This is a genomic window from Pseudoalteromonas ostreae, from assembly GCF_018069805.1.
GTDB classification, from domain to species: Bacteria; Pseudomonadota; Gammaproteobacteria; order Enterobacterales; family Alteromonadaceae; genus Pseudoalteromonas; species Pseudoalteromonas ostreae.
The window spans coordinates 28,283-52,619 of sequence record NZ_JAGPYN010000021.1 but is presented as its reverse complement, the minus strand read 5'-3'; the positions used below and the strand labels follow the sequence as shown (position 1 = coordinate 52,619).

Sequence of the window (24,337 nt, the reverse complement as noted above, 5' to 3'; positions counted from 1 at the left end):
GCCGAGACTATGATAAATCTCGGCTTTTTATGTAGCGTTAAAGTAGGTAAATTATTTCTTTTTCTTAGTTTTTGCTTTGGCCTTTTTACGGGCTTTGATTTTTACCGGATCTTTATGTTTTTTGATTGGCGCTTTAGCTTCTTTATGGCGCGGCTCAAATCCTTTAACAACACGGCGTTTAAGGCGCAACTCAATGTAGCGTTCAATTTTTGCTAATACTGCAATGTCATGGGCTTCTACTAACGAAATTGCAATGCCTTTCTTACCTGCGCGAGCTGTGCGGCCAATACGGTGAACATACACGTCTGCTGTGCGTGGCATATCAAAGTTGATCACATGACTAATATCAGCTACATCAATACCGCGGGCGGCAACATCAGTCGCAACTAATATTCTTGTACGGCCACTGTGGAAATTATCCATTGCCTTCATGCGTTTGTCTTGTGGCATCTCGCCACGTAACCAGGCTGCGCGAACCCCTGCATTGGTCAGCTCGCCGACTAATGTTTCTAGGCGATCACGGGTTTTAACAAACACAATAGCTTTGTTTAAGTCTTCACTGTTTAGTATTTCAACCAACATAGCTAATTTATGGTTGTAATCATCAGCAATGTGTACCCATTGGTGGATTTTAGCTTTTTCTTTACGTGAAGATTCAGCTTCTAATAGGGCTGGATCTTTTAAAATTTGCTCTGCAAATCGTTCAACGCTATCGCCTTCAAGAGTGGCTGAGAATAAAAAGCACTGACGACGATTTTTTGCTTCTTCACAAATACGCATCATTTCTTTACGAAAGCCCATGTCTAACATGCGGTCTGCTTCGTCTAAAATAAGCATCTCGACGTTTTCGGCATGAAAGTTTTCGGTTTCTAAATATTCCATTAATCGCCCTGGTGTGGCGATTAATATATCGTTATTTTTTTCAAAAATTTCTTTATGTGTACCGTAGTTAATACCGCCAGTAACAACACCAATTTTAAGGTTAGTGCCTTTAGCAAGTAGTTCACACTGTTCATGAATTTGATAAGCTAACTCGCGCGTTGGAGTCATGATCAAAACACGAGCAAAACCAGGCTCGCGACGCGGGAAATCAAGTAAGTATTGAATCGCCGGGATCAAAAATGCCGCTGTTTTACCAGTACCGGTTGGCGCAGAGGCTAAAATATCACGCCCTTGCAGCGCTTCAGGGATCGCTTGTTGTTGAATGCTAGTTGGGGTTTCGTAACCCATTTTAGCAACGGCTTGCAGTAGCTTGTTATCAATATCAAAATCAGAAAATTGCATAGAGTGTCAAAAATAGAGGACAATTGCTGGTAATTATACGCGCTATCCGCCAGTTGGTGAATGAAAAGGTGAAAAAATGTCAGGCTTTGTGTTTAAACAATTTAAAGTAGCGCAAACGCGCAGTGCGATGAAGGTCTCGACGGATGGAATTTTACTCGGTGCATGGGCTGACTTAACTACTTCACAGCGGTTACTTGATATTGGCACAGGTACTGGGTTGTTGGCATTAATGTGCAAGCAACGCAAACCAGCTATGCAGGTTAATGCTGTTGAAATTGATGCCAATGCATGCGCTGATGCGCAGCAAAATTTTACAAATAGCCCATGGCCCGATATTAAATTGATGCAAAAAGCTATTCAGCAAGTAACCACCACAACTGAGTTTGATGTTGTGATCAGTAACCCTCCGTATTTTAATGCCAGTTTAAAAGGGCAGGACTTAGCCCGTAATACCGCACGTCATACAGATAGCTTAAGTTTTAGTGAGTTAATCACTGCGTTTAAAAACCTTAGTCACCAAAATGCTTTTTTTAATGTGATCCTACCTTGCCCAGAAGCGCAGTTGTTTATTGCACAGGCGCAATTACAAGGTTTGTATTTAGTGCGCCATTGTTTAGTACAAACTACTGCCACTAAAGCGCCGAGCAGGAGCTTAATGTGCTTTGCTTATCAGATGCAAGAATGTGAGCTGACCAGCTTAACGATTCATGGTCAAGGGGCTCAATATAGCGATGAGTATATAGCTTTATGTAAAGACTTTTACTTGAAAATGTAATCATCATTGAAAAACAGGTACATTTATCGCACACTGATGAAAAACCTCAGTGATAGATATGGATAATCAACTACCTAAACCTTTTATTTTTGTACTTTCCTTAGTGCTTATATTGGTGCTCAGCAATATCCTATTACGCTGGTTAATAACGATGCTTTAACGGCCATTTTTATATTCACAGCCTTAATTGCCAGCTTTAAAGCACTTATGTATATCCAACAACTGATTGGTAATGAAGCAATTAGTTATAGCCAATTATTCAAGCTCTCATGGCGTAACTTTATTTTATTTGCAGAGTGTTGGTTATTCGTTTTAATTTTCAGGGGAATTTTGCAGTTAGGAGCGGCGCTATTTAATGCATTAGAGATTACATTCTTCTCTGAGCTACTCAAAAAATAGCTAAATTGCTCACGGTGTTTATAGACCTTGGGGGAGATATTTATTTTTAAAGGGCTAGAACCACTTTATCATTTAAATCAGAGTATTTAGTTTTCATTTTTGTAAAGCTGACTTTCAGCTGATATCGACTAACCTTAATTGAATAAGGTCACACATTTGGAGCGTAAAATGACGGTTTCAGCAATACCAAAGGGGTATCATGCAATTACTCCTTACTTGATAATTAATGGCGCAACAAAAGCAATAGATTATTACTGTAAGGTATTTAACGCGCAGCTTATTATGCAAATGCCGCTGCCAGATGGTGGGATTGCTCACGCAGAAATTAAAATTGGTGATTCGCATATTATGCTTTCAGATATGTGCCCTGAAGCGCATTTTAAAAGTCCCGGTGAGCTAGGCGGTACGCCGGTTAGCTTAATGCTGTACGTTGAAGATGTTGATGCCGTATTTTCTAAAGCGATTGCCGCAGGTGCTATAGAGGTGCGCCCAGTGCACGACCAATTTTACGGCGATAGAGCGGGCACTTTACAAGATCCATTTGGCCATGTATGGACTATTGGCACTCATAAAGAAGACCTTAGCGATGACGAGATTAGTCAACGTATGGCTGATTTAATAAGCAAAGAAGAAGACGCATAAATTATTAACACGCATAAATTATGGGGCTCATATCTGATCTTAAAGTTTTGAAAAATAGGTTTATATTTCATCTGACAGGCAGCTATGAGCGATGTATAGTCATCCAAGCTCGTTTTTGGGAAAACCTGGTTAACTTAAGATAATCGCGTGCCTATAATTGCTGTTCGACATTTCGTGCTAGAGGATTCTGGCTTCGTATAAAGCTCAACACTAAATCCAACTTCTTCCATAACTTTCTAATAATACTTGATACCAAATAACCCCAGTTCCATACGGTCAAACTCTATTTGTGTCACTCCTTGTTTTTGTTCGTAGTAGGAGATCAGTACATTCAGTCGATTTTTATCCGTAGGATGGCGCTCGATATAGTCGATAACAGTCAAGTCGGTTTCAGGAAGTGATGTTATGCGATGATTAACAATCGGTTTATTTATGTTAGCCTCTGCTGTTTAGTTAATTGATAAACTAATTAGGGCTCTGGTTTTGAATTAAGCTAATCCTCGAAAAGTCGAGGCTAACACAGTGAGGGGCCACTATGTCTAACTATTTAATTAATCTCATATGGAAGTATTATGATTAAAGTATTACTACTCTCAATTTCATTGTTTTCTGTTGCTTTATTAGCGCAGAACAAGGTTCTAATTGAAAATGTCACTATCATTTCACCTCATTTGCAAGCTCCCAAAATACAGATGAATGTATTAATAAATGACGGACGAATTACCGAAATAACTGATAAAAATGTTATATCCTACGATCTTAAAATAAATGGTTCGGGAAAATTCTTAACGCCTGGTCTTATGGATAGCCATGCCCATGTTTCGTCAATTCCTGGTATGGGTTTTGGTGTTGAACCTGTGGCTATTAAAAACCCAAAACTCGTAAAGGCTTATTTTGAACAACAACCAAAAAGCTTTTTATATTATGGGGTTACTCAAATACTTGATCCCAATCCGGGAGTGAGTTTCGACTATTTTACTTCGGCGCCTCATCACCCTGATTATTTTCGCTGTGAGGTATTAACATCAAAGAATACCTTTCCATATATAGAAAAAACAGATGATCTATCAAGATCAATATTTACTTATTTAATTGATGAAAGTGCAGAGGCAACCGCAGTAAATTCAGTAGAAAGGCTCGTTGGTGAAATTGCCAATTCAGGTGCTTCATGTATAAAAATTTATTTTGAAGACGGTTATGGTAACGCTAGTCAATGGCAAACATTTTCAACTAATACGCTAAAACGAATTAAAATAGCGGCTGAAAAATATAATTTACTTATAGTAGCCCATGCTAATGCCTTAGATATGCAACAATTAGCACTTGCCGCAGGTGTTGATGTTATCGCTCATGGTATGTGGAATTGGGGACAATATAATCGCGAGAAAGATATACCTAAGGAGGTATCTAACACTCTGGATATAATCATTGATAACAAAGTAGGCTATATGCCTACACAAAGAGTGATTGCTGGCTTAGGTGAAGTAATGCTCCCAACTATTGTTAATTCCCCTGAATTTTTATCCATTACACCTAAGTCACTTATCGATTGGTATAGGACGACTGAGGCGCAGTGGTTCAAGGAGGAACTTCGAATTGGTTTTGATGGAATGCCTGATCAATCAATATCAGATGCATTCTTATATGGGCGAATAGGAAAAGGTAATAAAGTCATTCAATATCTAAGAAGTTCTAACCTTCCTATTTTATTGGCTTCAGACTTTCCTGGTAGCCCTAGTTTTGCTAACCAACCGGGACTGACAACCTACCAAGAAATGGAAGCTATGGTTACCGCAGGGCTATCGCTTGAAGAAGTACTGGCGGCGGCAACTATTAATAATGCTAAAAAATTCAGAATTGATAAAGATTATGGCACTGTAGAAGTTGGCAAAATTGCTAACCTTCTGCTGCTTAAAACTAATCCTTTAGACTCTATAGAATCGTGGAACCGTATAGAAACGATTATCCTGCATGGAGACCCCATAGCTAGAGAAAGTTTGGTGGTCAATAAATAGCTAATCGGGTAGCCGGAGGCCTCTAACCTCCAGCCCCCACAGCACCCATCATGCGCTTTCTATTAACAGGAAGTGCAATGGGCGGCTCATCTCCCGTAATGAATATTGATCCAAATATCTCTTAGTGAAGAATACGTGCTCTGATCGTGCCTTCAACCGCACTCAACTCTTTTAGTGCTATTTCAGAGTGGTCGGTATCTACGTCTATTACTACGTAACCAATCGCTTCGTCGGTTTGTAAGTATTGCGCGGCGATGTTGATGCCGTGCTGGGCAAATGCTTGGTTAATTTGAGTTAACACACCTGGGCGGTTGTGGTGTACGTGTAATAAACGGCTACGGTTGGCAAGCTCTGGCAGTGATACTTCAGGGAAGTTAACAGCAGTAATCGTTGAGCCGTTGTCTGAGTATTTTGCTAGTTTACCCGCGACTTCAATACCAATGTTTTCTTGCGCTTCTTGAGTTGAACCACCAATATGCGGCGTTAAAATTACGTTGTCAAATTCGCGTAGTGGCGACACAAATTCTTCATCGTTTGATTTTGGCTCAACTGGGAATACGTCGATGGCAGCGCCGCTGATTTTTTTATCACGCAGTGCTTCTGCTAGGGCATCAATATCAACTACGGTGCCGCGTGAGGCGTTGATCAAAATTGAACCTTGTTTCATCACTGAAATTTCCGCGCTACCAATTAGGTTTTTAGTCTGCGGTGTTTCAGGCACATGTAAGCTAATAACATCAGCGCGTTGCAGTAGCTGCGTTAGGTTATGTACTTGTGTGGCATTACCTAGGGTTAGCTTGTCTTCTATATCGTAAAATTCAACGTTCATACCGATATTTTCAGCCATGATACCTAGCTGCGTACCAATGTGGCCGTAACCAATAATACCTAAAGTTTTACCACGGGCTTCAAATGAGCCATTGGCGGTTTTTAACCAGCCGCCACGGTGGGCAATGGCATTACGCTCTGGAATACCACGGAACAATAGTAAAATTTCACCAAGTACTAACTCAGCAACAGAGCGGGTATTAGAAAACGGTGCGTTGAATACTGCAATACCGCGCTTGCGTGCGGCACTTAAATCAACCTGGTTAGTGCCGATACAAAAACAACCAACGGCAACCAGTTTTTCTGCGGCTTCAAGTACAGCTTCAGAAATATGAGTACGAGAACGAAGGCCTACAAAATGCACATCTTTAATGCGTTCAATTAGTTCGTCCTCAGGCAATGAGGTTTTTACATAATCAATATTGCTGTAGCCGTTACGTTTTAGCGTTTCTACAGCGCTTTGATGTACACCTTCAAGCAAAAGAATTTTAATTTTGTCTTTTGCTAACGATACCTTACTCATATCCTCATCCTATTTTATCTAATTTGCGGCCCATTTTTGGTACCGATAATCACTTTATCTGCGCCACGGTGGGCAAATAAGCCGTTGGTTACTACGCCAACAATTTGGTTAATTGTCAGCTCTAAATCTTTTGCTTGGCTGATCGACAAGTTATGTACGTCTAAAATAACGTTACCATTATCTGTTACCACGCCATGGCGATAAACTGGATCGCCGCCTAGTTTAAGCAATTCACGAGCAACATAACTGCGTGCCATCGGAATCACTTCTACCGGCAGTGGAAATTCACCTAAGGTGTCCACTATTTTTGTTTCATCAACAATACATATAAACTGTTTTGCTACAGCTGCGACTATTTTTTCGCGGGTTAGTGCTGCGCCACCGCCTTTGATCATTTCGTTCAGCGCATTTATTTCATCTGCGCCATCAACGTACACGTCAAGGGCATCAACATCATTGAGTTCAAATACTTCAAGGCCGAGTGCTTTTAGTTTTTCGGTTGAAGCGTCAGAACTTGATACCACACCGCGTATGGTGTCTTTTACTGAGCCTAATGCATCAATAAAATGGTTTACGGTTGATCCTGTGCCAACACCCACAATGGTGTCTTTTTTTACAAATTCGAGTGCAGCCCAAGCAGCTGCTTTTTTTAATTCATCTTGTGTCATGATTATGTGCTCAATAGGTGAGAGGGATTGCCATTAGTATATAAATAAATTGCTTACCAATGGTAGATTTTCTGTGGTGTGATTATGTAATTTAATGGTACATCCCACGATTCAACCGGTAAACTTGGAACATGTTGGCATTGATGTGCAAGGCCAATCAGTTGTGGTTTTTGCCAGTTTTCTTTTTCGTAGCGCGCCAAAGTTTTATCATAAAAGCCACCCCCCATCCCTAACCGGTTTCCGTTATCATCAAATGCAACTAATGGCATTAGCAGATAATCAAGCTCCGCAAGTGGGCATATCTGACTACAATTTAACTTAGGCTCCAAGATACCATAGCGATTTGCCCTCATGGGTGAATTTTCTTCATAGCGCTGAAAGTATAAAGTTGTGCCGTTAAAGGGGTGGATAACGGGTAGGTAGAGGGGGTGATTTTTAGCCCAAAGATCTTTTATTAACAATGAGGTGTCTAATTCTGCGTCATTGCTAAAATAAATGCCAATATGGGCATTCTTAATGGTTTTTTGCTGTTTTAAGTGTTGAGTAAAATTCACTTTAAGCGATTCTGCGGCAATTTTTTGCTCAAATTTTGACAGTGAGTTACGTGCTTTACGGATTTGTTGGCGGATCAGTGCTCTTTTTTCGCTCATATTTATTTTTGCTTTATCGGTTAATTATCCATAAAACTGAATAAATCAGGGAATGCAAACGACAATCCTAGTACTAAAAGTAAAACAACAACCATAGCAATAAGTGAATACAGCAGCATGTTACTGCGTTTTTTGATCGGCGTTGTCAGCTCTTCATCTAGCAATAGATCATCAGTTTGCCACTCGTCGCCTTCATCAGGATCTGGTTGTTGGGTTGTGGCTGGTAAGCGTTGCTCTAGATCGTCGAGCTTTTCTTCGATGCGAATTAAACTACTGGTGATGTAATCAAGGGCGTTAAAAATACGCTCATCTCGCTGGCTGGTTGCATCGCTGCTACTTACCGCTGGTGCGTTGTTTATTGGTTGCAGTTTACTTTTGATGCCTACGCTGGCAAGTAGCTTTGCTTGCTTGAGCGCTTTTTCTTTTTCACAAGGGGCAAATAGGGGGTTGTTCTCAAAAAATGCAGCTACTTTACTTTCAGGGGCTTTGAGCTTTACAGCCAGTTGTTTAATCGCATTCGAACGCTCAATATCTTGAGCTAGACCTGCATACATAACACGGAAGTTTTCAGTCATCTGTGTTTTCCAAAAACGTAAAATCAATAGGTTGAGTATATCCGAATTATCGATAAACAAAAGCCCGTAAAAACGGGCTTTTTTGATCCAGTGGTTTTAAGCGTTGTTTAATACTTCGCAGCTTCACCTTCTTTTGGTAGTGACTGTAAAATAAAATCACGTAAATCGTTATTTGATGTTTTTAAATCTGCATGGCGTAAATACATCATGTGGCCACTGCGGTAGCCTTTAAAGCTTAGGCGATCGCGCATTTTACTGCTTGGATCTAGTTGCCATAAAGTGTATTTAGCATCAAAGTAGTTAGTGGCACCATCATAGTAGCCTGTTTGGATCATCACATTGAGGTATGGGTTTTGCGCCATTGCTAAACGCAGATTTTCACCAGTGTTATTATTGCTGCGATCCCACGGGTGTACATTACCAAACAGGTTATATTTTACGTCAGTTTTATAGTTAAGCTCTTCACGTAAGTAGTGATTGATGGCTGGTGTAAATGAATGCAACCATGATGTTAGCTCAGCCCAGTAGTCTGGAGATTCGCCAGCATCACGTTTGTCCATGCCTAAATAACGCGAATCTAGACGGCCTAATGTTTGACCGCGCTCGCGTAGTAGTTCTTTCCAAAAAAAATTGGTAGGAATATCAAGGTTATTTTGCGCAACAAACTTTTCAGAAACACCGGCATACAGTGCCATTTGTTTGATGATAGCGCGTTTTTCTTCATCATTAATAAAGCCACCTTTAGCAAGTGCAGGAATTAGCTTGTTAACGGTAAAGTCTTCAACTTCTGGCAGTAATTCATCTAAATCTTTAGCTTGCAATACTGGGCTTAAAGCTTTGTGATACCACGCCGTTGCAGCAAAGTAAGGTAAACGGTTAGCCGCTTTTATCGGACCGTCGCGTTTAATACCAATGTCTGTTGGTGAAACCAGCACAACCCCATTGATATACATCCATTGACTGTTTTGTAATTCATGGGCAAGTCCTGAAACGCGGGTTGTGCCGTAGCTCTCACCAATTAAAAACTTAGGTGAGCGCCAGCGCTCAGTGCGATTTACAAAGGTGTTTAACCATTCTGCTAGGTATTTAATGTCGGCATTGACACCAAAAAACATGCTTTTTTGCGCTTCTTTACTTGGTAATTCACCTTTATCGTTTTCAAGAATACGCGAGTAGCCAGTGTTTACTGGATTAACGTAAACAATATCAGCAACATCAAGCACTGAGTATGGGTTGTCTTTCACACCATACGGTTGAATAGGGTAGCCTTCGTCGTCAATTTTTAATACCCGTGGTCCAGTATAGGCTAAGTGCATCCATACTGATGCAGAGCCAGGTCCGCCATTAAACGAAATCAACAATGGGCGTTTAGTACGATCGTCAACTTTATCGCGTTCATAATAAGTGTATTGCAATGTTGCAACGGCATCGCCTTTGTCATCCCATACCGGTTGTGTGCCTGTGGTTGCGGTATATGAAAAACGCTCGCCATTGATGCGCGCTTTATGTTCGGTGACAACTTTACTATCGACATCGATACGACGTTGGTTTTCAGCATAGCTGGCTGTGCTTACACTCAAAGTAAGTATGGTCATAGAGACACTAATGATACTGATAAGCTTCATGGTGGATCCTTTAAACAATAGTTAACCTATTAAAGATAATTTTTTTGTAAATAACAAAGGGAATGAGACTAGACGACGATATTAATCGGCGAGCATTAGACATAAATATTATCAGTAACGTAAATACTCTATTTTATGCGTATATATTCAGCAATATATTTTGCTCAAACTGATAATAAAGTATATTGCTTTATGTTATTAATTTTGATTTTTTATTCTTAAAAAGTTTACCCTAACAATGTTCACCTGACGTGTAGAGAATAGATATATGCAAAGAGTTTTAGTTTTTGAAGATAGTAAAGTGGTCCAGTAGGTGTTGCGACACTTATCAGCTCATTATCTTGATGTTGCTGTCGATTTTGCATGGTCGTGATGATTTAGCGATTATTGGCTTATCAGTGCGGGTAAGCACGGTTTATTAAATTCGGCGCGAAGAATTTGCAGTTGTCTGAGTATGACTTTGTGATTAATGGGAGAGGTATTTGCAATTACGGTGAGTATAGGTTTAACAAAATTTCAAAATGTCACGTTAGAAAGTGCCATGCGCTTAGCTGATAAGGCTTTGTATCAAGCCAAAGAACAAAGCCGAGACTGTGTCGTCAAACAAAATTAGGCTGCTGCACCAGTACAGTTAAGATGTTAAAAAAATGCACTTATATGGTGCATTTTTATGCGGCTAATTTGTTTTTATTATGTAATTTGTTGTTTTTAAAACGTTAAAAATAGTGGCACAAAGGTTGGATTGTCTTAGCAAACAGGATAACAATAAGCGTCCGAAGGGGGCCACTATGAAAATGATTAGTGCAATAATAAAGCCATTCAAATTAGATGATGTGCGTGAAGCGCTAGCTGATTTAGGCATTGAGGGGATGACGGTTGTTGACGTCAAAGGTTTTGGTCGTCAACGCGGTCATACAGAGTTGTATCGTGGAGCTGAGTATCAGGTTGATTTTATTCCTAAAATTAAACTGGAAATTGCTACTCGTACCGAAAATTGTCAAAGGGTCGTTGAGACCATCACCAAGATAGCATCAACAGGCAAAATTGGCGACGGCAAAATTTTTGTTTACGACTTAGATCAAATTGTCCGTATCCGTACGGGTGAATTAGATGAAGAAGCAATTTAAGGGGGCTTTATGGAAAACACGATCGTAGAACTTAAGTTTTCGTTAGATACATTTTATTTTTTAATGTCGGGTATTTTAGTGATGTGGATGGCCGCAGGTTTTGCCATGCTCGAAGCGGGCTTAGTGCGTTCAAAAAATACCACTGAAATTTTAACTAAGAACGTGGCGCTCTATGCCATCGCATGTACCATGTTCTTACTAGTTGGCTACAACATTATGTATGTAGACAACGCTGAAGGTGGCTTAATTCCATCTCTAGGTGGGCTTATTGGCACCCAAGCCGCTGACGCTAATCATTCTTTAGAATCAGATTTCTTTTTTCAAGTGGTATTCGTGGCAACTGCAATGTCGATTGTTTCGGGGGCAGTTGCTGAACGTATGAAGTTATGGGCTTTTCTAGCTTTTGCAGTGATATTAACGGGCTTTATTTACCCTGTTGAAGGCTACTGGACTTGGGGGGGGGGGTTCTTATCTGAAATGGGCTTTGTTGATTTTGCAGGCTCAGCCATTGTTCACGGCACAGGCGCGGCAGCAGCACTTGCAGGTGTATTAATGCTAGGTGCGCGTAAAGGTAAATACGGTAAAAATGGTGAAATCTACCCAATTCCTGGTTCTAACTTACCATTGGCTACACTCGGTACATTTATTTTGTGGATGGGTTGGTTTGGCTTTAACGGCGGGTCACAACTACTTATCTCTGATGCTGAAAATGCCACTGCGGTTGGTCAAATTCTCCTTAACACTAATGCTGCTGCGGCAACGGGGGCAATTGCAGCATTATTCGTATGCAAAGTGCTATGGGGTAAAGCTGATTTAACTATGGTTCTTAATGGTGCACTTGCAGGTTTGGTTGTTATTACTGCTGATCCATTATCACCATCACCTTTATTAGCGTGTTTACTAGGGATTTTAGGTGGCTCACTTGTTGTATTCAGCATTGTAGTACTAGACAAAGTTAAAATAGATGACCCAGTTGGCGCAATCTCAGTGCATGGTGTATGTGGTATTTTAGGTATCATCCTAGTACCAGTATCAAATGCTGAAGCAACGCTAGTTAATCAGTTAATCGGCTTAGTATGTATATTAGGTTTTGTATTTTTTGCCTCACTTATCGTGTGGTCAATATTGAAGAAAACCATGGGTATCCGAGTAACAGAAGAAGAAGAACTAAACGGCATGGATCAACATGATTGTGGTATTGATGCTTACCCTGAGTTTGTTTCGGTACGCAGTAACTAAGTAAAAATTTTAAAATCATTGTGTTTTTAAAACAAAGCCCTAATTTAGATTCGGGCTTTTTTTGTCTTTACGCAGGCGTGAAGTTTATTAATACAGCAGAAATCACAATAAGTAACTATGCTTAAAATCAGTCCAACTACAAATAATAAGGTTAAGCATGGATAACAAACTATTGCTGATTATTTTGTCTATATTCTTACCACCTGTTGCTGTGTTTTTGAAAGCGGGTGTGGGTAAAGATTTGATTATTAATATTGTCTTGTGCTTTATATTTTTTATACCGGCAATGATCCACTCATTGTGGTTGTGTACACGCTAAAAAATTATGAGGTCAGAACGTTGGATAATTGATTTACTATTTACTGTTCAGGTTAAGGTTTCAGTCAAGGTTAATTTTGCAGGTGTAATATACCCAAACCACCTCAAGAGGCGAGTTTCTGTTGGAATTAAAAGCGATTTAGGCAAGGCATTGATTGCAAGTAATAGTGGTTCTATTGCTAAAATCAATAACGCAGTATAAATCGCATTTAAACCAACCCCTTGGGCGTTTCACAGGAACTTACTCTCATCGTTGTTACTTCTTAAAAGGGATTACCATAGTTGCAAAGTAACGCCTTGATATTAAGCCCCTGTGAAACGCTGAATTCTGCATCTTGAGGTGGCTTGGGTATATAGCTATATGCTAAGCTCGCACCTGTAAATTTAACTCTGGAAATAAATAGCAACGTCAATGGCTGATAAAAAAGACCCACGCTCCACTAAAACTCCATCAAAACGCCCTACAAAGAAAGCACCAAGTACAGCGTCTAAGTCGGTGAAAAAAAAACGGGCTAATAATACGGTGGTAAAAAATATAAATAAACGTGGCATTGGTCGTAAGGTTTGGTCTATTTTTTGGAAACTTAGCTTAGCTGGCATCGTTGCAATGGCGTTATATTTAATTTATCTGGATGCCAAAATTACGCGTCAATTTGAAGGCAATAAATGGCAATTACCAGCACAAGTTTATGCACGAGCAATGGGTTTTTACCCAGGACAATTCTTATCTAGTCAAGAAGTACTGTGGGAGCTTGATAGGCTAAACTATTCATCAGTCAATCAGTTAAGTCGTACTGGGCAGTATGTAAAAGCGGGTGATAGTATTAAAATCTTCCGCCGTGAATTTGAGTTTTATGATGGCTTAGAGCAAGCACAAGTTATAGAGTTACGCTTTGCAGGACAAAAACTCGCGAGTATTAAAGATAAGTTTGGCAGGCGCTTAAACAGAGCTCGATTAGAGCCAGTGCAAATAGCGCGCATAGGGAATGATTCAAAACAAGATCGAGAGTTTGTGCCGTTGGATAAATTTCCGCCGATGCTTACCGATACTTTGCTCGTGGTTGAAGACCAACATTTTTATCAGCATCATGGGGTTTCTGTATGGTCAATCATGCGGGCTTTATACAGTAATATTAAAGCAGGGCGCACAGTCCAAGGCGGCAGTACGTTAACGCAGCAGCTGGCAAAGAATATTTATTTAACTCGTGAGCGTACGCTGATCCGTAAATTTAACGAAGCGTTGATCGCGTTAATTTTAGATTATCGCTATTCAAAAGATCAAATTTTAGAAGCTTATCTAAACGAAGTGTATCTTGGTCAGTCGTATAACCAAGGCGTACATGGCATGGGCTTAGCTTCTGAATTTTACTTCTCTAAGCCTGTTGATGAGCTTGAGTTCGATCAAATTGCACTACTCGTTGCTATGGTAAAAGGGCCTTCATATTATAATCCACGCCGTTATCCTGAGCGCACTATGGAGCGTCGTGATTTAGTATTGCGCTTAATGGTTGATAATAAATTAATTGATACCCGCGAATACCGTACTGCACTAAAACGATCAATCGACATTGCTCCAATGAAAGACAGCCTACCTAAATCATACCCTGGGTATTTAGAGCTGGTGGATCGTGAGCTGCAAAAGTTACTACCGGACCAACAAGTACTAGATGCCGGCGTGCGAGTATTTACCTATTTTGATTTGCAAAAACAAGCGGCAATGGAAGAGGCAATTGAAAAAAGCCTACCGTATCTTGAAAAGCGCGCCACGACAGAGCAGCTTGAAGCGGCGATGATCTCAGTTAATGTTGAAAAGGGTGGGGTATCTGCACTGGTCGCAGGGCGCGACCCACGTTTCTTAGGATTTAACCGGGTATTAGATACAAAACGCAATATAGGCTCATTAGTTAAGCCGGCTGTGTATTTAACAGCTCTGGGTTTACCCCACTATAACTTAGCTACTTTGTTAGATGACTCGCCAGTACAAGTGACTAATGAGCAGGGCAAAGTATGGCAACCAGAGAACTTTGATCATCAATATCGCGGTATGATGCCGCTTTATAAAGCGTTTAGTAAAAGTATTAATATACCAGCGGTAAACTTAGGGCTTGATGTTGGGGTTGATAAAGTCGCGGATACACTGACTAAGCTTGGCGAAAAAGGTAATATTCCCCACTACCCATCATTACTGCTTGGTGCACTTGAGATGTCGAGCTTTGAAGTCGCGCAGCTTTATACCACGTTGGCGGCTGATGGCGAATACCGTCAATTAACATCTATTTCTGCGTTAACCGATTCCGTTGGACGCGTACTTTATCAGCATCAAGTTAGTGCTGAACCACGTTTTGATAAAGCAGCTGTTTATATGACTAAATACGCGATGAAACGAGTCACTAAAGATGGCACGGCTAAACGTTTAAATGCCCATTTTCCATCAATTCAGCTGGCTGGTAAAACCGGCAGCAGCAATGATTTACGTGATAGTTGGTATGCAGGGTTTGATCAAAATACAGTAACCGTTGCTTGGCTTGGCCGTGATGATAATAAAAGTACAGGCTTAACGGGCAGTGTTGGTGCATTAGAAACGTATATTCGTTATCTTAAGCCGCTCAACCCTGAGGCAATAGCAGATACTCGTCCGCCTTCAATTCGCTGGGCTTTTATTAATGAATTAACGGGTAAGCAAGCGCCTCCGGGCTGCGGTAAAGTAATTCAACTGCCACTTAGAGCTAGTGAATTTGAGCCAAGGCCAAGTTGTATGCGTTAAATAAGTAAGCTTTTTTTAGCTCATAAAAAAAGCCCTTACGGGCTTTTTTCTTGCTTAAAATTAAAACTTATAACTTAGCAAACGCGCGCTCAGCGGCGGCAATTGTATCAGCAATTTCTTGCTCAGAATGTTCAGAACAAACAAATCCGGCTTCAAATGCTGATGGCGCTAAATACACGCCTTCTTCAAGCATCAAGTGGAAGAACTTTTTAAAGCGTTCTAAATCGCACTGGGTTGCTTGTTGGTAAGTGGTTACTTTTTCTTGTTCAGTAAAGAAGAAGCCATACATACCCCCTGCGTAGTTAGTGGTCAGTGGAATACCCGCTTTTTTAGCTGCAGTTTCAAAGCCTTCACAAAGTGCTTTGCTTTTAGCTTCAAGCTCAGTGTGTAGGCCATCAACACACAAAAGCTCGAGCGCTTTTAAGCCTGCCGCCATGGCAATTGGGTTACCAGAGAGAGTACCTGCTTGGTAAACTGGGCCAACAGGAGCGATGTAATCCATGATCTCAGTTTTACCGCCGAACGCGCCTACTGGCATGCCGCCGCCAATCACTTTACCTAAACAGGTTAAGTCAGGAGTAATGTTGTAATAAGCTTGAGCGCCACCAAGGGCTACACGAAAACCTGTCATTACTTCGTCAAAAATAAGCACAGATTGGTACTGATCACAGACTTCACGCAGTCCTTCTAAAAAGCCAGGTACTGGTGGAATACAGTTCATGTTACCTGCAACTGGCTCTACGATAATACAGGCTATTTCGTCAGTGTATTTGGCAAAAATAGCTTTTACTTCATCAAGGTTATTAAACGAAACTGTTAATGTATGCTTGGCAAAATCTTCTGGGATACCTGGCGAGTTTGGAACACCCATTGTAAGTGCGCCTGAGCCTGCTTTTACTAATAATGAATCTGCATGGCCGTGGTAACAGCCTTCAAATTTAAGTATTTTGTCACGGCCGGTAAAACCACGAGCTAAGCGAATTGCACTCATTGTTGCTTCAGTGCCTGAGCTTACCATGCGTACTTTTTCGATTGATGGCACTAGCTGTTTTACTTTTTCGGCCATGAAAATTTCGGTCTCAGTTGGCGCGCCATAGCTTAGGCCGTTTTCTACCGCATCAAGTACAGCTTGTTTGATTGCTGGATGATTGTGGCCCATGATCATAGGTCCCCATGAACCTACGTAATCGATATAACGGTTGCCATCGGCATCAAAGGTAAATGGGCCTTGTGCTTTAGTAATAAACAGCGGCGTGCCGCCAACGCCATTAAAGGCACGTACTGGAGAGTTTACGCCGCCAGGGATAGACGCTTGGGCGCGGGCAAATAAATCTTGGCTAATTGTCATGAAAAATCCTATTAATTGTACTGGTAGATTAACTATCGCGTTTACGGCTAAACCATGGCACAGATACTTCGTATTGCTCAACTTTATCGGCAACGTCAAGTGTCAATGCAAACAGCGCCATGCGAATTAACACGCCATTTTGTACTTGGCGGAAAATAGCTAAGTTATCGTTACTATTTAAATCGTTATCGAGTTCATTGGCTTCCATGCGGCTGTCGCGTGGTAATGGGTGCATTAATACTGAGTTTGGTTTGCAGTGCGCATTGTAAATTGATTGGCTGATCCGAAACCCCCCTCGGTATTTATTGGCTTCTTCTTGCGAAGGAAAGCGCTCTTCCTGAATGCGGGTTTGATAGACGATATCAGCGGCTAAATTGCCTTCCATTTTATTGACGATTTCAATCTTATGACCCGCATTATCAACGGCATCTAAAATATAGCTTGGCATTTGTAAGCCATCAGGTGCCACCATCGAAAATTTTATATCTTTATAATGACATAATAATTTTGATAATGAATGCACGGTACGGCCATATTTTAAATCACCAACAAGGGCGATATGCATACCATCAATGCCTTGCTCAAAACGGTTAAGCTCGCGCTCTATAGTTAATAAATCAAGTAACGCTTGAGTGGGGTGTTCATTAGGGCCGTCGCCGCCGTTGATAACCGGTACAGAGCAGCCAGTGGCAAATTCAGCCACTGAACCTGCATCAGGATGGCGCATAGCAACCGCATCTGCGTACGCTGAAATAACGCGAGCGGTATCGTATAATGATTCGCCTTTCGCAAGTGCTGAGCTTTGCATGCCGGTGGTTTCACGAACTAGGCCACCTAATAAATTAAAGGCGGTGCCAAAACTTACACGGGTACGGGTACTTGGCTCAAAGAATAGGTTTGCTAAGATCGCGCCTTCTAACACATTGGTGCGTTTTTGCTTTTTAGCATATGGCTCCATTTTTTTGGCTACTGCAAAAATACGTTCAATACAGTCGCGGTCGAGCTGATTGACAGAAAGAATATTTTCACCTTGGAAACTTAACATGGGGGTTATTCCTATCACATTGAAAAGGGGCGCGATCAACCATCAAAGATGGACACGCAATCGCGCGGTACTATAGCAAATTTTTTATAAACTGGGTTTAGTTACGGCTAAAAATATGATGACTAAAAGTAGTAACACAGGTAACTCATTAAAAATACGATAAAAACGGTGACTGCGGGTATTGCGGTCGTGTTTAAAATCAGCCAGCAACTTAAAACAAAAGCCGTGGTACAAATATAAAATAATCACTAATACCAGTTTGTAATGAAGCCACATACTGTGTCTGAACCAGTCACGGCCATATTCAACAATTGTTAGCACGCCAAACACTGCTGTTAATACCGCAAATGGTGTAACAAAATACAGCAACCGACGTTCCATCACTTTGAGCATGGAGTTACAGGACTTTTCTTCACTCATGGCGTGATAAACAAAGAGGCGGGGCAAGTAAAATATGCCGGCAAACCAGGCAATCATAAAAAAGATATGTAAGGCTTTGTAGATCAGTAGCGCGCTCATAATGTTCTCTTATGTTAGTTACAGTAAGCTATTACGTATGGTGAGAATGTGACGGATTTGATCCCAGCGCATTATTCCCATAATTTGTTGATTATCTAGTAAGTTATAAATATATACAGCGCCGCTGCGTTTATCTTTTAATATATCAAATGCATCGGCCAAAGTGGCTTGACTGCTTATCCCTTGCAAGCTGATATAGTTGATCGAAATATTTTGATCTGACATTAAACTTAAATCATATTCAGCAAGACGATAGCCATTTTCAGCATCGTAAACAATCAATGGGGTTTGACTATCAACAGCATTTAAGGTGTTTTCTATTTGTTCTTTATTTTCGGAATACAACAGTTTGAAGTTTTCATCCATTTCGTCCATCACCCCTACTTTTTGCAGTGCTTCGGTGGCTGGGGAGACATGATAGCTTAAACCTTGAAAATCGAGCTGCTGTAAAAATATTGACCGATTTCCAAACACTTGTAATGCGGTGACGTATGCTGCTGAGATAACTAGCATGGCCGGTACGATTATTTCAGGACTTGAGGTTAACTCCATTACCGTAGTTAAAGCGGCCAGAGGGGCATGTAAAGTGGCTGCTAATAAGCCTGCCATGCCTAATACGCTGTAAGTACCCGCAATATCAACGCCAGGACTAATAAACTGAGCAAAAAAAGCCATTAAAGTACCCATCAGTACCCCTAAACCAATTACAGGACCAATGATCCCACCTGGTATACCCAAGCCAATGGCAAATAATGTCGCCAGTAATTTAGCAATTAAAATAGTGATTAATAGCTGCACATCATCAGGGCTTTCTATTGCTAAAGTTATTGCACTCATACCAGATCCCATTGCTTGTGGCACCATAAAAGCAATGCCACCGGCAATCAGACCTGCCAATAATAAACGTGGAAACATACTCAAAGGCTTGAAAGTACGAATGATCAGCATCAGATTTTGGTTAAATGCATAAGCAACTGCGCCTAAAGCCATACCAAACAGAATTAAAAATGGATAGTGCCAACCACTTAATGCGGTCACTGTGATCAGTGCTAATTCTGATACATCACCAAATACAAACTGTGTCGCCAGTGCACCGGTGACCGCAGCAAGCATAATAGGTACAAAGATGTGCACTTTGTATTCCCTAAGTACTACCTCCATCACAAAAATAACAGCTGCAAGCGGTGTATTAAACGAGGCGGCAATACCTGCTGCAACACCACAACCACTGAGTGTTCGCATGGCGTTATAAGGCAAATGTAATTTATCGGCCAGCAAACTTGCACCAGTTGCCCCCATATGTACAGACGGCCCTTCACGGCCAACCGAGAAACCACTGATCAATGCCAATGCACCACCGACAAATTGATTTACCGTGTTGTATAATGGCATTTGCCCGTAATGGCGTTTAATACGATGAATAACAAAGGGAATACCTAATCGATAATGCTTAAAACCAGTCAAAGCTGCAAATAGCGCAATTAAAAAGGCTGCTATAATCGGCATTACAACCCGCTCAATAGGCGGCAAGGTAGTAAAATCGTCAGGATTATCAAGGAACAAACCTTGGAAAAATAGAATAGTTAAGCGAAATAGAATGATCAAAAACGCCGCAATTAGTCCGGCACTTACGCCAAGTAAGCACAATTGCACCGATGTTTTTGGCTTTGCCAAGCGACGCCTAAGCGTTTCAAGCCACATGCATATTTCCTCGCCACCTATTTCAGCGGGCAGTTTATCAAAAGTGCTACAGTAAGTCCTTTTGATTTTAGAATTATCTACATAACCAAGGATTTATTCTTGGTAAAATTTGCGGGCCGAGTGATGACGTGAAGCGAGGTATTGGTAATGAACGAAAATGTTCTCAAGGTCAAATTAGCTTCACCACAGCAAAGCTAGTGCTAGATCGCAACTGTATCTACCAGTTATACCTAAATATTTAATTACACAATAAACTTTTTAAGTAAGTTTTGTTGGTCATTTACGTTTTCAGCTAAATTAGTGTTAGTTTCAAATTGCTCTTTAGCAAACTCATCAACTTGTACGCTAATATCTTTAATATTGATTGTATTTCTATTAATTTCTTCAATAACCGTACTTTGCTCTTCAATGGCGGCGGCTATTTGAAAATTTCTATCCATAATATCTTTAACTGACATTGAAATAGTATTTAAAGATTGATTTGCAATTTCAGTTTGCGTAACACATTGAGAAGCCTTCTGTTTACTTTGCTCCATAGCTTGCTGTACTTTAGATGAAAACAACTGAATTTGCTCGATCATCGATTTAATTTCTGTTGTTGAACTTTGTGTTCTAGAGGCTAAGGTTCTTACTTCGTCAGCAACTACAGCAAACCCACGACCTTGCTCTCCTGCTCTTGCTGCTTCAATAGCTGCATTCAAAGCAAGTAGATTGGTTTGTTCTGCAACGTTATTAATAACAGATAATATTTGTTCTATACTATTACTGTGCTCAGCGAGTTGATTACTTAGTTCTTGAGAGTTGGAAATAGAGTCTGATAGGTTAGTTATATCTGAGGTTGTTTTTTCAAACAGTGACTTACTTGAGGTTGTTGAATCATTGACTAAAGTCACTGACGTTGCAGCTTCTTGGGCGCTCGAGGCAATTTCAGAGGAGGTTGTACTCATTTCATGCATTGCAGTCGCTAGACTGTCTATCAATTGGTATTGCTCGTTCAATGAGCGACTTGACTGGGTTGATAATGATTTTGCTGCTGCGCTTCTTTCTTGAACATTATTAGCTTTATCGATAACGCCTGTGACAAGTATTTGTAACGACGATAAAAACCGGTTAAAACTCTTCGCTACAACCCCGCATTCATCTTCAGTTGTTACTGTTAATCTCTGTGTTAAGTCACCGCCGCCTGAGGCAATTTCACTAATTGCACTTTCTAACTCATCCAATGGCTTTAATAACATTTTTGCCAGTGTTCTAATGACGAGAACACAAAATGCAATACTTAAAATTGCGATAAAGGATGTGCGTGTAGTAAATACGCCAAGTGACTCATAAACTTTATCTTTATCTAGTAACATCGCGAGAGACCAGTCAACACCAGCATTGTCACTTAGAGGGTAAAAATACAGCAGCTTTGTTTGGCCATTGTGCTCGATTTCTAAGATTTGTTTACTTTCTGTTGGTGATTTTTGGTAAATATTTTGAGTCTGTTTGTTGCTTAGACTTGCAGTTGGATGAGTGATAATTTTGCCAGTACCATCTACAACAAATGCTAAACCATTGCCATTAAAGTTGATGGTATTAACGCTATCTGCAATTGCATTTAAACTCAGGTCACCACCAATAACCCCTTTAAAACCATCAGGTGAATTAATTGCAGTAACCACTGATAATAGTAATTCATTCGTTGCAGCATCAACATAAGGTGCTGTAAATGAAATCGCATCATTATTTTGCGCTAATTTGTACCATGGTCTTTCTTTAAAATCGATGCCAGGAGGGTTAACTCTTTGCCTATTATTGGAGCGGAGTTTTTTTTCATCACTGAGCGTACCAAAGACGAGTAAAAAATCATTTGTAAAAGCGGGGTTTTCTAAACCAGTCTGAAAGTTTTGCTTAGAAAAATCGGATTCAATTTGTTTTTTCAAAACATTAACTTGTGCAGACTTACTAACAAGCCAGTTACTAATGCTTTGTGACAGCAGTGATGCGTTATCTTGTATATACGCTGCTGTGGATTTTTTTAGCGTTTGTTGTACAAGTAAATACGTCGTTGTTGCAAGCAGTGAAATAACGATGAATACCACTATGCCTGAAGCTATGGAGAATTTAGTTCTAATTTTCATATGTTTTCACTTTTTAGCTGAATTAAGACGAATAAGACGAGTTTTTTTTGTTATGTATAAATAAAGATAGTCTACACTTAAAAAAAGTTTAAATGTTAGGGCGTATTCATGCAAAAAAAAATTATTTGCTTTTTGTTAACTACCTCTTATGCGGCTGCTGTTTGTGCACAAGATGAACAAGAAGAGCTACAAAACTTAAAGTTACAGCTAGGTAAAATTAGCACACAATTAGCTACCTTAGAATCTTTAACAGTTAAGTTTGAGAGTATAAGTAAAAGAATAGAAATACTTGAAAATAAAAATCATCCCTCACCAATTGCATCGACATTAGCAGTTGCTAATTCAGCACCTGACTTAAAACCAGAGGAGTTACTTTCTGATAAATTTAAAAAAGATATAAAAATATATGCAACAATAAGACCAACATTTGGTTATGTCGATGAAAACAGTGAATCACAATGGGATGTGAGAGATGCGCTTTCTCATGTAGGCATAAAATCAACCGCTGCGTTTGATGACTATTGGCAAGCGACTTTACATGGTGAGTGGGGCGTAGACTTATCAAATAATGGGGACTTTGGTAAGGCGCGACAAGTATATGTTGCGTTGGATAGTCCCTATGGGAAAGTAGGTATCGGCAAGCAACGACCAGCTCAATATCTATTTATTGCTGAATATGTAGATATTTTTAACCATGGTAATAGCCCGTTTGCATATGACCCAGAAAGCCTCTTTTTTGTTAATAACTTGCTTACTTATCAGGTGGCACAAGGGGATTTTACGTGGATGTTAGTGAGCCAATTTGATGGTTCGTCAGGTGACAATAATAGCGATCTTGTAAATGGAGGGGTCAGTTATGACAAAGATAATTTACATCTTGCTTTGACTTATACGAATCAAGGCATTTACGAGAATGAACAGGAATTGGGTGACGATAATATTATAGGTAGCTCTTTTGCGTACTCTTTTGATAGTGGTTTATACTTTGCTCTAGGTTACCAGTTTAAAGAATATAATAGAGATTTCAATGCTGATAGAGACGGGCATACATTTGATTTATCAATGGCTTACCCGCTTAGTGAAAGTTATAAAGTGAAACTGGGGTACTTTGACTTTGATGATGGTCATCAGGCTGAGCAGTCTCAAAAATTTAATGGCACTAACCTGACCTTAGAATGGCTTCCTGCTGAAAATCTACGCTTACATGTTGAATACCTGTATCGAAATTTTAATTATCTAGCTGATTTTAGTTCATTATCAGTCGGGTTTCGTTATGACTACTCGCAAGAGTGGGGTTACTAACAATAAAATGGTGTCTATTTATAAAAAACCTTTTGCACTTGTATGTGGCTTGTCAATATTGATGTTCTCATTAACATGCAATAGTAAAGCTGTTATTACTATATTGGCGGATGATGATTATCCGCCTTATAGTTATTTCGAAGATGGTGAGTTAAAGGGGCTTTACATAGATTTATTGAAACATGCAAGAACTAAACTGAAGCCAGATTATGACGTTGAAATAATACCAATGCCTTGGAAAAGAGCTTTACTTACTATCAAAAAAGGTAGCGTTCTTGGCATTGTACCTCCATACATTCATTATGATTCAAGGCCTTATATTTCATCATATTCAGTGGCATTAGGTACCGAGTTTGTTGTTACTTACTGTCGCGAAAACATTGATTTAGAAAAAGCATTAAATACGAACTCACCTATTCAGAAACCTATTCACTTGGGGATGAATGCCGGTTATTTAATACTCGATGAACGTTACAAAAAAGCAATTAGGCAAGGGCGGATCCTGCTATGGGAAAATAAAAGTACAGCAGCTAATATAATAAAATTACTTACTAATAAGATCGATTGTTACGCCAACGATAGAAAAGCCACACAATATGAATTAGATAATGTGAAGAAAGCCAACCCACAATATGCTGCTATTACTGTTATAGAGCGAGATGAAATTAGCCATAGAACCGCGCATATTGGCTTTAGTCGCGAAGCTAGGTATTCATATAAAGATGACTTTATAAAACGTATGAATGAGGCATTGTTTGATGTGATGCATGAATCTAGAACTGAGAAGAATTAGGCAATTCAACTATTAATATAAGCCAAGGCTATACTTGATTAAAATACTCGGGTATTAGATAATCAAAACAATGT

21 protein-coding genes are annotated in these 24,337 nt (G+C 40.1%); 10 read left to right on the top strand and 11 right to left on the bottom strand.

Features of this window, described 5'->3' with window-relative positions; translation table 11 throughout:
- Positions 1-51: 51 nt before the first annotated feature.
- Positions 52-1,284: an ATP-dependent RNA helicase SrmB gene (gene srmB, locus J7338_RS16020; protein ID WP_210797971.1), complete on the bottom strand. Its 1,233-nt coding sequence runs from the start codon at positions 1,282-1,284 to the stop codon at positions 52-54.
- A gap of 76 nt (positions 1,285-1,360) precedes the next feature.
- Between srmB and J7338_RS16015 the strand changes: the two genes are divergently transcribed.
- The 3 genes from J7338_RS16015 to J7338_RS16005 all read left to right on the top strand — a co-directional run bounded on the left by J7338_RS16015 (position 1,361) and on the right by J7338_RS16005 (position 5,115).
- Entirely contained in the window at positions 1,361-2,059 is a 699-nt protein-coding gene (locus J7338_RS16015; RefSeq protein WP_210797970.1) for a tRNA1(Val) (adenine(37)-N6)-methyltransferase, read from the top strand.
- Between the two features lie 567 nt (positions 2,060-2,626).
- The gene (locus tag J7338_RS16010) at positions 2,627-3,100 is read left to right on the top strand and encodes a VOC family protein (protein ID WP_275074525.1); all 474 of its coding nucleotides are present in this window, start codon (positions 2,627-2,629) and stop codon (positions 3,098-3,100) included.
- A 572-nt stretch (positions 3,101-3,672) separates the two neighbouring features.
- Positions 3,673-5,115 carry an amidohydrolase family protein gene (locus J7338_RS16005; protein WP_228733010.1) on the top strand — a complete coding sequence of 481 codons (1,443 nt, stop codon included), beginning with the start codon at positions 3,673-3,675 and terminating at the stop codon, positions 5,113-5,115.
- Positions 5,116-5,236: 121 nt separating this feature from the next.
- Here J7338_RS16005 and serA read toward each other — a convergent pair whose 3' ends face one another.
- The 5 genes from serA to J7338_RS15980 form a co-directional block, all read right to left on the bottom strand.
- Positions 5,237-6,466: a phosphoglycerate dehydrogenase gene (gene serA / locus J7338_RS16000; RefSeq protein WP_145241268.1), complete on the bottom strand. Its 1,230-nt coding sequence runs from the start codon at positions 6,464-6,466 to the stop codon at positions 5,237-5,239.
- Positions 6,467-6,480: 14 nt separating this feature from the next.
- Positions 6,481-7,134 (bottom strand): ribose-5-phosphate isomerase RpiA, encoded by a 654-nt coding sequence (rpiA, locus tag J7338_RS15995; RefSeq protein ID WP_210797968.1) that lies wholly within the window; start codon positions 7,132-7,134, stop codon positions 6,481-6,483.
- A 53-nt stretch (positions 7,135-7,187) separates the two neighbouring features.
- A complete protein-coding gene (locus J7338_RS15990; RefSeq protein ID WP_210797967.1) occupies positions 7,188-7,784 on the bottom strand; it encodes a 5-formyltetrahydrofolate cyclo-ligase in 597 nt (198 codons plus the stop codon).
- Between the two features lie 20 nt (positions 7,785-7,804).
- On the bottom strand, positions 7,805-8,359 hold the full coding sequence (locus tag J7338_RS15985; protein WP_210797966.1) for a hypothetical protein: 555 nt from the start codon (positions 8,357-8,359) through the stop codon (positions 7,805-7,807).
- Positions 8,360-8,466: 107 nt separating this feature from the next.
- The gene (locus J7338_RS15980; RefSeq protein WP_210797965.1) at positions 8,467-9,984 is read right to left on the bottom strand and encodes a S10 family peptidase; all 1,518 of its coding nucleotides are present in this window, start codon (positions 9,982-9,984) and stop codon (positions 8,467-8,469) included.
- Between the two features lie 469 nt (positions 9,985-10,453).
- Between J7338_RS15980 and J7338_RS15975 the strand changes: the two genes are divergently transcribed.
- The 5 genes from J7338_RS15975 (at position 10,454) to mrcB (ending at position 15,432) form a co-directional block, all read left to right on the top strand.
- A complete protein-coding gene (locus J7338_RS15975; protein WP_210797964.1) occupies positions 10,454-10,597 on the top strand; it encodes a GGDEF domain-containing protein in 144 nt (47 codons plus the stop codon).
- A 175-nt stretch (positions 10,598-10,772) separates the two neighbouring features.
- Complete coding sequence (locus J7338_RS15970) at positions 10,773-11,111, top strand: P-II family nitrogen regulator (RefSeq protein ID WP_016708666.1); 339 nt, start codon at positions 10,773-10,775, stop codon at positions 11,109-11,111.
- A gap of 9 nt (positions 11,112-11,120) precedes the next feature.
- Positions 11,121-12,350: an ammonium transporter gene (locus J7338_RS15965; protein ID WP_210797963.1), complete on the top strand. Its 1,230-nt coding sequence runs from the start codon at positions 11,121-11,123 to the stop codon at positions 12,348-12,350.
- Between the two features lie 157 nt (positions 12,351-12,507).
- Positions 12,508-12,669, top strand: a complete 162-nt coding sequence (locus tag J7338_RS15960; protein ID WP_145241282.1) for a YqaE/Pmp3 family membrane protein — start codon at positions 12,508-12,510, stop codon at positions 12,667-12,669.
- Between the two features lie 411 nt (positions 12,670-13,080).
- Entirely contained in the window at positions 13,081-15,432 is a 2,352-nt protein-coding gene (gene mrcB, locus J7338_RS15955; protein ID WP_210797962.1) for a penicillin-binding protein 1B, read from the top strand.
- 67 nt (positions 15,433-15,499) lie between these two features.
- Here mrcB and hemL read toward each other — a convergent pair whose 3' ends face one another.
- The 5 genes from hemL to J7338_RS15930 all read right to left on the bottom strand — a co-directional run bounded on the left by hemL (position 15,500) and on the right by J7338_RS15930 (position 22,168).
- Complete coding sequence (gene hemL, locus J7338_RS15950) at positions 15,500-16,780, bottom strand: glutamate-1-semialdehyde 2,1-aminomutase (protein ID WP_210797961.1); 1,281 nt, start codon at positions 16,778-16,780, stop codon at positions 15,500-15,502.
- A gap of 28 nt (positions 16,781-16,808) precedes the next feature.
- Positions 16,809-17,825 (bottom strand): aspartate carbamoyltransferase, encoded by a 1,017-nt coding sequence (locus J7338_RS15945; RefSeq protein ID WP_210797960.1) that lies wholly within the window; start codon positions 17,823-17,825, stop codon positions 16,809-16,811.
- An 84-nt stretch (positions 17,826-17,909) separates the two neighbouring features.
- Positions 17,910-18,344, bottom strand: a complete 435-nt coding sequence (locus J7338_RS15940; RefSeq protein WP_210797959.1) for a CopD family protein — start codon at positions 18,342-18,344, stop codon at positions 17,910-17,912.
- 18 nt (positions 18,345-18,362) lie between these two features.
- The gene (locus J7338_RS15935) at positions 18,363-20,045 is read right to left on the bottom strand and encodes a chloride channel protein (RefSeq protein ID WP_210797958.1); all 1,683 of its coding nucleotides are present in this window, start codon (positions 20,043-20,045) and stop codon (positions 18,363-18,365) included.
- Between the two features lie 242 nt (positions 20,046-20,287).
- A complete protein-coding gene (locus J7338_RS15930; RefSeq protein WP_210797957.1) occupies positions 20,288-22,168 on the bottom strand; it encodes a methyl-accepting chemotaxis protein in 1,881 nt (626 codons plus the stop codon).
- A 108-nt stretch (positions 22,169-22,276) separates the two neighbouring features.
- On the opposite strand from J7338_RS15930, the gene J7338_RS15925 reads away from it, so the two are divergent.
- Together J7338_RS15925 and J7338_RS15920 are read left to right on the top strand one after the other, a co-directional pair.
- Positions 22,277-23,470 carry a porin gene (locus J7338_RS15925; RefSeq protein ID WP_210797956.1) on the top strand — a complete coding sequence of 398 codons (1,194 nt, stop codon included), beginning with the start codon at positions 22,277-22,279 and terminating at the stop codon, positions 23,468-23,470.
- Complete coding sequence (locus J7338_RS15920) at positions 23,442-24,263, top strand: substrate-binding periplasmic protein (RefSeq protein WP_210797955.1); 822 nt, start codon at positions 23,442-23,444, stop codon at positions 24,261-24,263. Before J7338_RS15925 ends, J7338_RS15920 begins: the two co-directional genes overlap by 29 nt.
- The last annotated feature ends 74 nt before the right edge of the window (positions 24,264-24,337 follow it).

Coding starts and splice junctions, on each gene's coding strand:
- J7338_RS16005 (WP_228733010.1), top strand. CDS start 3,673: ATGATTAAAGTATTACTACTCTCAATTTCATTGTTTTCTGTTGCTTTA.
- mrcB (WP_210797962.1), top strand. CDS start 13,081: ATGGCTGATAAAAAAGACCCACGCTCCACTAAAACTCCATCAAAACGC.
- rpiA (WP_210797968.1), bottom strand. CDS start 7,134: ATGACACAAGATGAATTAAAAAAAGCAGCTGCTTGGGCTGCACTCGAA.
- J7338_RS15930 (WP_210797957.1), bottom strand. CDS start 22,168: ATGAAAATTAGAACTAAATTCTCCATAGCTTCAGGCATAGTGGTATTC.
- J7338_RS15935 (WP_210797958.1), bottom strand. CDS start 20,045: ATGTGGCTTGAAACGCTTAGGCGTCGCTTGGCAAAGCCAAAAACATCG.
- J7338_RS15985 (WP_210797966.1), bottom strand. CDS start 8,359: ATGACTGAAAACTTCCGTGTTATGTATGCAGGTCTAGCTCAAGATATT.
- srmB (WP_210797971.1), bottom strand. CDS start 1,284: ATGCAATTTTCTGATTTTGATATTGATAACAAGCTACTGCAAGCCGTT.
- J7338_RS15990 (WP_210797967.1), bottom strand. CDS start 7,784: ATGAGCGAAAAAAGAGCACTGATCCGCCAACAAATCCGTAAAGCACGT.
- J7338_RS15975 (WP_210797964.1), top strand. CDS start 10,454: ATGGGAGAGGTATTTGCAATTACGGTGAGTATAGGTTTAACAAAATTT.
- J7338_RS15920 (WP_210797955.1), top strand. CDS start 23,442: ATGACTACTCGCAAGAGTGGGGTTACTAACAATAAAATGGTGTCTATT.
- serA (WP_145241268.1), bottom strand. CDS start 6,466: ATGAGTAAGGTATCGTTAGCAAAAGACAAAATTAAAATTCTTTTGCTT.
- J7338_RS15965 (WP_210797963.1), top strand. CDS start 11,121: ATGGAAAACACGATCGTAGAACTTAAGTTTTCGTTAGATACATTTTAT.
- J7338_RS15970 (WP_016708666.1), top strand. CDS start 10,773: ATGAAAATGATTAGTGCAATAATAAAGCCATTCAAATTAGATGATGTG.
- J7338_RS16015 (WP_210797970.1), top strand. CDS start 1,361: ATGTCAGGCTTTGTGTTTAAACAATTTAAAGTAGCGCAAACGCGCAGT.
- hemL (WP_210797961.1), bottom strand. CDS start 16,780: ATGACAATTAGCCAAGATTTATTTGCCCGCGCCCAAGCGTCTATCCCT.
- J7338_RS15940 (WP_210797959.1), bottom strand. CDS start 18,344: ATGAGCGCGCTACTGATCTACAAAGCCTTACATATCTTTTTTATGATT.
- J7338_RS16010 (WP_275074525.1), top strand. CDS start 2,627: ATGACGGTTTCAGCAATACCAAAGGGGTATCATGCAATTACTCCTTAC.
- J7338_RS15980 (WP_210797965.1), bottom strand. CDS start 9,984: ATGAAGCTTATCAGTATCATTAGTGTCTCTATGACCATACTTACTTTG.
- J7338_RS15960 (WP_145241282.1), top strand. CDS start 12,508: ATGGATAACAAACTATTGCTGATTATTTTGTCTATATTCTTACCACCT.
- J7338_RS15925 (WP_210797956.1), top strand. CDS start 22,277: ATGCAAAAAAAAATTATTTGCTTTTTGTTAACTACCTCTTATGCGGCT.
- J7338_RS15945 (WP_210797960.1), bottom strand. CDS start 17,825: ATGTTAAGTTTCCAAGGTGAAAATATTCTTTCTGTCAATCAGCTCGAC.